9 protein-coding genes and 1 tRNA gene are annotated in these 7,707 nt (G+C 49.4%); all 10 read left to right on the forward strand.

Going from position 1 to position 7,707, the window contains the following annotated elements:
• Window positions 1-261: hypothetical protein (locus IID12_08860; GenBank protein ID MCH8289199.1), on the forward strand; the 261-nt coding region annotated here is incomplete at its 5' end.
• A gap of 3 nt (window positions 262-264) precedes the next feature.
• Complete coding sequence (rsmD, locus tag IID12_08865; protein MCH8289200.1) at window positions 265-798, forward strand: 16S rRNA (guanine(966)-N(2))-methyltransferase RsmD; 534 nt, start codon at window positions 265-267, stop codon at window positions 796-798.
• Window positions 795-1,277 carry a pantetheine-phosphate adenylyltransferase gene (gene coaD, locus IID12_08870; GenBank protein ID MCH8289201.1) on the forward strand — a complete coding sequence of 161 codons (483 nt, stop codon included), beginning with the start codon at window positions 795-797 and terminating at the stop codon, window positions 1,275-1,277. Before rsmD ends, coaD begins: the two co-directional genes overlap by 4 nt.
• Window positions 1,278-1,289: 12 nt before the next feature.
• A complete protein-coding gene (gene pta, locus IID12_08875) occupies window positions 1,290-2,300 on the forward strand; it encodes a phosphate acetyltransferase (GenBank protein ID MCH8289202.1) in 1,011 nt (336 codons plus the stop codon).
• The gene (locus IID12_08880) at window positions 2,287-2,565 is read left to right on the forward strand and encodes a zinc ribbon domain-containing protein (GenBank protein MCH8289203.1); all 279 of its coding nucleotides are present in this window, start codon (window positions 2,287-2,289) and stop codon (window positions 2,563-2,565) included. The genes pta and IID12_08880 overlap by 14 nt, the downstream gene beginning before the upstream one ends.
• A 26-nt stretch (window positions 2,566-2,591) precedes the next feature.
• Window positions 2,592-3,833 (forward strand): isocitrate dehydrogenase (NADP(+)), encoded by a 1,242-nt coding sequence (gene icd, locus IID12_08885; protein MCH8289204.1) that lies wholly within the window; start codon window positions 2,592-2,594, stop codon window positions 3,831-3,833.
• Between the two features lie 18 nt (window positions 3,834-3,851).
• A complete protein-coding gene (obgE, locus tag IID12_08890) occupies window positions 3,852-4,835 on the forward strand; it encodes a GTPase ObgE (protein ID MCH8289205.1) in 984 nt (327 codons plus the stop codon).
• Window positions 4,810-5,913, forward strand: a complete 1,104-nt coding sequence (gene dprA / locus IID12_08895) for a DNA-protecting protein DprA (protein ID MCH8289206.1) — start codon at window positions 4,810-4,812, stop codon at window positions 5,911-5,913. Before obgE ends, dprA begins: the two co-directional genes overlap by 26 nt.
• A gap of 595 nt (window positions 5,914-6,508) precedes the next feature.
• Window positions 6,509-6,591 (forward strand) — tRNA-Ser (locus IID12_08900).
• 210 nt (window positions 6,592-6,801) lie between these two features.
• The coding region (locus IID12_08905) for an RtcB family protein (protein ID MCH8289207.1) at window positions 6,802-7,707 on the forward strand (906 nt) is incomplete at its 3' end.

Genomic DNA, 7,707 nt, shown 5'->3' on the forward strand with positions numbered 1-7,707 from the left:
GATAACCTGGCGAAGTCGGGACTGAATCTCAAAAAATTTGATGCGGGAAAAGAAGCAAGGAGGAACGGCAGCTCTATTACTCCTGTTGAAATAGCGGTTGAGGGCGCCAACGAATCGATAGTGCTGTTCATTGATTCTCTGATGAAACTCGATGCGGCTTATGAAGTTTCACGGGCGGCAATATTAGGCATAGACGAATCGGTATCGACCCTGTCGCTTTACTTAAAATTGGTCAATCCGGGCAGTAGAGCTCTCTCCTGACAAATGGTAAGGGTAATCTCCGGCTTACATCGCGGCAACCGGCTTGCAGCTCTCTCAGGGAACGAAATCCGGCCCACGACCGACAGAACAAAAGAATGGATATTCAACGTGCTTGGAGATATTGAGGGAATTAAAGTGCTTGATCTGTTCGCAGGCACCGGAAGCCTGGGGATCGAGGCGCTCAGCAGAGGTGCGATCAAAGCGACGTTCGTGGAAGTGTCGCAAGAAGCTATTGGATTGATCAGAAAAAACGTAGCGAAATTAGGGGAAGGTGACAGAGCGATTCTCCGAAGGAAAGACAGCCTGAAATTTCTTGCGGAAAGCAAGAGTGAAAGATGGGACTTAATATTCGCGGATCCGCCGTACAGTTATGAAAAAACGCCTGAACTGACGTCTGCAGCATTAATGGTATTAAACAACGGCGGTTCTTTCGTGTTAGAGGCTCCTGCGGATGGGAATAAAAAGTTGCATGCACAACCTGACCGGGAAAAGAAATTCGGGGGTTCAATGATCTACTTGTTCGGGAGTAAAAATTGAGATTAGCCGTCTATCCGGGAACGTTCGACCCGATTACAAACGGGCATGTGGATATAATCAGGAGAGGATTGAAGCTGTTCGACAAAGTCATAGTAACGGTCGCCGTTAACACCGGAAAAACTCCCCTGTTCGATCTCGACGAAAGGGAAGAGATGATCCGGCAGGCTCTAAAGGGCGAAGAAAACGTGGAGGTTGCACAATTTGACGGTTTGGTCGCAGAGTACATAAGAAGCGTGAACGCCTCGGCAATGATAAGGGGTTTGAGGGCTGTCTCCGATTTTGAATACGAGTTCCAGATGTCGCTGATGAACAGGAAGCTGAATGCTGATTTCGAGACGGTGTTTCTAACGCCCGCGCAGGAATATATCCACCTGAATTCAACAATCGTCAAGGAAGTAGCGAGTTTCGGCGGTGATGTGAGTGATTACGTTCCGGATTACGTGGAAAATAAACTCCGGGAAAAGTTCTCAGGCAGTTGATCTTTGAATCAGATGCAGAGAATAATTGACGGGGCGAAGAGCGGCAGTGTGAAGTTGGTGCTTCCGGAAGGGGAGGACGTCAGGACTTTACTGGCTGCGAGAGAACTTATAGATTCTGAAATCGCGGACGTTACGCTGCTTGGAGAAATCAGCGCTGTCCAATCGACTGCTCTCGATAACCGGATTGACTTAAAAGGTGTTTCGATAATCGACCCGGAATCTTCCGAACACGAAAACGAATTTACCGACCTTGCGTTCGATCTGCTCGGCGAACGCGGAAAAACCAGAGAAGAGGCGGCAGAAGAAGTGAAAAGAGCCGTCAATTTCGGCGCACTGATGGTTACCTCCGGGAAGGCGGATGCCTCTGTTGCGGGGGCGGTAAACACGAGCGCAGCGGTAGCGCGAGCCGCACTGCTGTTTATCGGTCTGAAAAAGGGCACTGAATTGCTTTCGAGTAGTTTTTTTATGATCTCTCCCGACCGGCAAAAAGCTTATACATTTGCCGACTGCGGTGTTGTCCCGGACCCCGATCCGAAACAATTGGCTGAGATAGCCATAGAATCGGCGCAGAGCCATAAGCTGCTCTCGGGTGAGAAACCGAAGATCGCCTTTTTGTCGTTTTCTACAAAAGGGAGCGCGGCGCACGCTAAGGTCGAGAAAGTAACCGAAGCGCTTGAAATAGCAAGAAACATTCGTCCTGATCTCGAGATGGACGGCGAGTTCCAGTTCGATGCGGCTGTAGACGCTGAAGTCGGGAAAAGAAAAGCGCCCGAAAGCGCGGTGGCGGGGGAAGCCAACGTTCTGATATTTCCTGACCTCGACAGCGGGAACATTGCCTATAAGATGGCAGAGAGATTAGGGGGCTTCACCGCTCTCGGACCGCTGCTTCAAGGTTTAAAGGCGCCTATGCACGATCTTTCACGTGGATGTACCTCAAAAGATATAGTAGAGGTGGCGGCGATAGCAGCCTTTCAATCGATAATGATAAATGTGGGGAGTGAAGCAATTTATGCCGACGTATGATTATAAATGCGATAGCTGCGGAAAAGAGTTCGAACACTTCCAGCACATAACTGAAGATCCTCTGAAAAAATGTCCGAGGTGCGGCAAGAACACTGCCAAACGGCTCATAGGAGGGGGAGTCGGATTAATTTTTAAGGGTTCCGGATTTTACATCACCGATTACAAGAATAAAGGAAGGGACAAAAAAGCAGAAAAAGAAACTGCCAAGAAAGAGACTCCGAAAAAGGATAAAGTTGAGAAAAGCAGCGATAAATCGGGTGATTGAACGAAACATCTTTCGGGAGTTCAGATATGCCGTATGATAAAATCGCACAGCCCGAAAAAGGCGAGAAGATAAGATTCGAAAACGGGGCAATCCGGGCTCCGGACAATCCTATAATACCTTTCATCGAAGGAGACGGGATCGGTCCGGATATCTGGAAGGCGGCAAAACTCGTTCTCGATGCCGCCGTGGATAAAACCTACAGCTCGAAGAGGTCGATATCGTGGATGGAAATCTACGCCGGTGATAAAGCCAAGGAGATTTACGGCGAGTATCTGCCCGACGATACCGTCAACGCCATCAGGGACTATCTTGTTGCCATCAAGGGTCCGCTGACCACTCCCGTCGGCGGGGGATTCAGGAGTCTGAACGTTACGCTGCGGCAGGTATTGGATCTGTACGCATGCATCAGGCCGATCAAGTATTATGAAGGGGTGCCGAGCCCGGTCAAACATCCTGAAAAGATGAACATCGTTATATTCCGCGAGAACACCGAGGACGTCTATGCGGGTATCGAATGGGCCGAAGGAAGCGACGAGGCGCTTGCCATCATTGACTTTTTGAAAGAAAACTTCGGTAAGGAGATAAGACGGGATTCCGGGATAGGAATCAAACCCATAAGCGTGCGGGGGACGAAGAGACTCGTCAGAAAAGCAATTCAATACGCCATTTCGAATAACAGAAAAACGGTCACGCTCGTGCATAAGGGAAATATCATGAAGTTCACGGAGGGGGCGTTCAGGGATTGGGGATATGAGCTTGCGGCGGAGGAATTTGGAGAGGAGACACTCTCAGAAAGCGATCTCTGGGAAAATCACAACGGGGAGATGCCGAACGGGAAAATTCTGATGAACGACAGGATCGCTGACAGCATGTTTCAGCAGATATTGACCCGGACCGATGACTACGAGGTCGCTGCGATGCCGAACCTCAACGGTGACTATATGTCTGATGCTTGCGCCGCGCAGGTCGGAGGACTCGGAATGGCTCCGGGCGCCAACATCGGTGACGAGATAGGTCTTTTTGAGGCGACTCACGGCACAGCGCCGAAATATGCGAACAAGAATATGGTCAACCCCGGTTCGCTGCTCCTTTCGGGCGTGATGATGCTGAAATATCTCGGTTGGGACGAAGCGGCGAAACTCATTGAAAATGCTCTTGAAAACACTATCCGGCAGAAAAAGGTTACATATGATCTCGAACGTCAGATGGAAGGGGCGACCAAATTGGGAACACAAGAGTTCGCCGAAGCGATAACCGAAAACCTCTAATTATAATTTAAACTTACCATGTTTGTAGACTATGCCGTCATCAGGGTTAAAGCCGGAGACGGCGGAAACGGTATCATAAGTTTCAGAAGGGAAAAACACGTGCCGAAGGGCGGTCCGGACGGCGGAAACGGCGGTGACGGGGGGAGCGTAATAGTGCAGGTAGATTCCAACCTTACAACACTTCAGGATGTTAAATACAGGAAGAGCTATAAGGGGAAAAGAGGCGGTCACGGCTCAGGCTCCAATAAATCGGGTAAGAGCGGCGAACCGGCAATTTTCAGGGTACCCCCGGGCACCATAATCAAAGACCAGACTACGGGAATCGTTATTGCCGATATGACAGAAGTTGATGAATCTTTCGTTGTAGCTGAAGGGGGTAAGGGAGGGAAAGGCAATGCGGCGTTCGCCACTGCGACTTTTCAGAATCCGGATGAGTCTGAACTCGGCAGGAAGGGAGAGGAACGTACCCTCGAGATGGAGCTCAAGCTTTTAGCCGATGTGGGTATTATCGGTTATCCGAATGCCGGAAAATCAACTCTCCTCTCCAGGATAAGCGCGGCGAGACCGAAGATAGCGGACTATCCCTTTACAACACTCGAACCCAACTTAGGTATTGTCGCCGTTGAAGAATACAAGAGTTTCCTCGTGGCGGACATACCCGGATTGATAGAGGGTGCGCATGAGGGTAAGGGTCTCGGCGACCGCTTCCTGAAGCATATCGAGCGGACCAAGATCATCCTTTATCTTATAGACTGCCTCGACGAATCTCCCGTTGAAACGTTTGATAAATTGAAGCATGAACTCGCTTCTTACACGATAGACCTTACAGGCAAACCTTTTCTTGTCTGCTTGAACAAATTAGATGCAGCGGAGGATAGAGATAAATTATCCTCGTTGAAAATAGGGGGGAATAAACCGTTTCTAATCTCTGCCGTAACAGGGGAGGGTGTCGATACACTTATTTATGGATTATGGGATGAGCTCGAAAAACTATCCGATTGAAGACATACTGAAGCTCTATCACGCGCCTAATGTAGGTCCTGCCACCTATATTTCGCTTGTGGACGAGTTCGGCTCGCCTGCCGATGTGTTCGGAAAGAGCGCAAACGAGCTCTGCAAGATCAAAAGGATAACGAAAGACAGGGCTTCGGCTATACTTGCCGACGATGCCGGAGAGTTCATATCGGAGCAGCTCGAATCTATCAACCGGACAGGGTGCAGGCTTGTTTCGTATTGGGATGATGAGTATCCGCAGCGGTTGAGGGCAATCGTCGATCCCCCGCCTTTCTATTTCATCAAGGGAGATCTGATTAAAGAGGATGATTATTCCTTAGCGGTCGTCGGCACAAGAGGGGTGACGGATTACGGGAAGGCTATGACGGATGAGATCGTCACCGGGCTCGCCCGCGAGGGAATGACGATTATCAGCGGTCTCGCTTTCGGCGTTGATACGCACGCACATAAAGCCGCTCTCGCAATCGGCGGACGCAGTATAGCGGTTCTCGGTTCCGGGATTGACAGGATATATCCGCAGGAGAACGTCGATCTATCAATGAAACTAATCGAGAGCGGATGTCTGATAAGTGAATTTCCGATGAGCACCGCTCCCGACAGGGGCAACTTCCCGCAGCGGAACAGGATAATCAGCGGATTGAGCCTCGGAACGCTCGTGATCGAAGGGGACGTAAACAGCGGCGCGCTTATAACCGCTTACTATGCAGTTGACCAGAACAGGGAGGTGTTTGCTCTTCCGGGCAAAGCGAACGCAAAAAAGAGCAGAGGTCCGCACAGATTGATCTCCACGGGCGCTAAACTCATAACGAGCGCGGAGGATATATTGTCCGAGTTGGACGCGATCGTCGAGAGGAAGCGTGAACCGCGCCAGACAAAACTTAACTTCGAGTTCACACCGGAGGAGCAGTCGATGATGGAACTCCTCAGCTCCGACCCGCTCTACATCGACGACATAGCAGAGCGCGGTTCGATCGCTACCTCGCAGGCGCTCGCAACTCTTTTGGGATTGGAACTCCGCTCCCTCGTCCGGCAGCTCCCGGGTAAGATGTTCATAAGCCTGATTTAGATCTTAAAAAGAAAAATCGTTTAAATCCCCTCCTTCTTAAGGAGGGGAACACAAGGGGTGGTTGTCTTTAAATTCCCTCCAATAAGAGGGGAAAGCCAGCAGAGGCTGGCAGGGGTGTGTTATATGGAGTGCATCAACTGAGTTGATGCGGCATCCGGCAGCCGCCGGATGCACTCCAAAAAAACAGTATTTACGTATTACTGTGGCGTAGCCATCGAGCAAGGCGAGATGTCTGCGTTTTCTCCACTGCAAAACAACGCAGGCACCCTTCGACTCCGCTCAGGGTGACTGCGCCACAATAGATTTAATCATTCTGAAGCCGGCTCAGCCAGACCGCCATAAGAAGATCGCAAGCGGAAGCCTCCTCCCTTGAGGGAGGTGGATTCAGACGAAGTCTGAAGACAGAGGGTGTGATTTGCCGATGACCAAACGATAACACCCCTCGTCCCGAAGCTTCGGGACACTCCCCTCCAGGGGAGAGGTTTGGAGTTCCCCTCTCAAGAGGGGATCAAACACGTGCGAGTCCGGCTCAGCCGGACCGCATATAAAAATCTTTCAGATTGCATCTTTTTAGGGAATTATTAGATTTGTACCCGGAGGGCTGGTCAGAACGGTAATGCGGCGGTCTTGAAAACCGCTGGGAGCAATCCCTTGGGGGTTCGAATCCCTCGCCCTCCGCAAAATGTGGTGCGGGTTAGGGTTGCCCTGACCGCAGAGCTGGAGTTTTGAGAGTTGATTGGGCTCGCCCCGCTTTCAGCGGGGTTAGTCCCGCCAGCTGGCGGATTCGTCCAGACGAGGGCAGATGGTGTCGTTGAAATAGAAGGGAGCGTTCGGCTCCTCCTGATATCCAAAGAGAAGGCTGAATGTTAATCGGCACAGGATAAATATATGAAAGAAACCGTGAGAAATAAAATTAAATGGCTAATACCCGAAGAAGAGGTAGAACAGGGCGCGATTGAGCAGATATACAATGTGGCACAAATGGATATTGTGAAAAAGATGGCAATTATGCCCGATGTTCATCAGGGTTATGATATGCCTATCGGCGGAGTAGCACTATTAGATAATCATATATCTCCGTCATTTGTTGGATATGATATTGGTTGCGGAATGTGCTACGTGGACACTGGACTTCCTGTAGAAGATATATTCCCTGATGAAAGGGAGAAGGTTCACATATTTGATACTATTTATGACAGAGTTCCAATGGGTGTAGGTGGCGGACATGATGCGCCTCAAGAATATTTAGGCTTTAAAACAGCATCAGGGAATAAAGAATTACAGAAAATTGTTGACGCAAAAATTATATCGCAACTTGGATCACTTGGTTCGGGAAATCACTTCATTGAAATAGGTAAAACAACATCAGGTACAGTTTCAATTACGATTCACAGCGGTTCAAGGGGTGCCGGTTGGAAAACCGCCCAATATTACATGAAGATGAGCAAAGATTCAGACGGAATACTAAATCTCGATTCAGATTTAGGACAGGCATATCTCGAAGATATGAATTTCTTCCTCAAGTATGCCTTAGCAAATAGATCGGCAATTATGAAGTCTATACTAAATATTTTTGGAGAGGATTGGGACAAATTTAAAGACGGAATGATAAATAAGACTCATAATCATGCCGAAATAACAGAAGACGGAGTATTACATCGGAAGGGTGCGACATCCTCCTACAAAGATGAAATGGGGGTGATTCCGGGCAATATGAGAGACGGCGCATGGGTAGTAAGAGGTTTGGGGAATGAGGAATTTCTGAATTCAAGTTCTCACGGAGCGGGTAGAACA

This window comes from Candidatus Neomarinimicrobiota bacterium, from assembly GCA_022567655.1.
Classification (GTDB): Bacteria; Fidelibacterota; SORT01; order SORT01; family SORT01; genus JADFGO01.

Bases quoted from the DNA above. Each gene is read 5' to 3' on its own strand.
- rsmD (MCH8289200.1), top strand. From the start codon at position 265: ATGGTAAGGGTAATCTCCGGCTTACATCGCGGCAACCGGCTTGCAGCT.
- pta (MCH8289202.1), top strand. From the start codon at position 1,290: ATGCAGAGAATAATTGACGGGGCGAAGAGCGGCAGTGTGAAGTTGGTG.
- IID12_08880 (MCH8289203.1), top strand. From the start codon at position 2,287: ATGCCGACGTATGATTATAAATGCGATAGCTGCGGAAAAGAGTTCGAA.
- icd (MCH8289204.1), top strand. From the start codon at position 2,592: ATGCCGTATGATAAAATCGCACAGCCCGAAAAAGGCGAGAAGATAAGA.
- obgE (MCH8289205.1), top strand. From the start codon at position 3,852: ATGTTTGTAGACTATGCCGTCATCAGGGTTAAAGCCGGAGACGGCGGA.
- dprA (MCH8289206.1), top strand. From the start codon at position 4,810: ATGAGCTCGAAAAACTATCCGATTGAAGACATACTGAAGCTCTATCAC.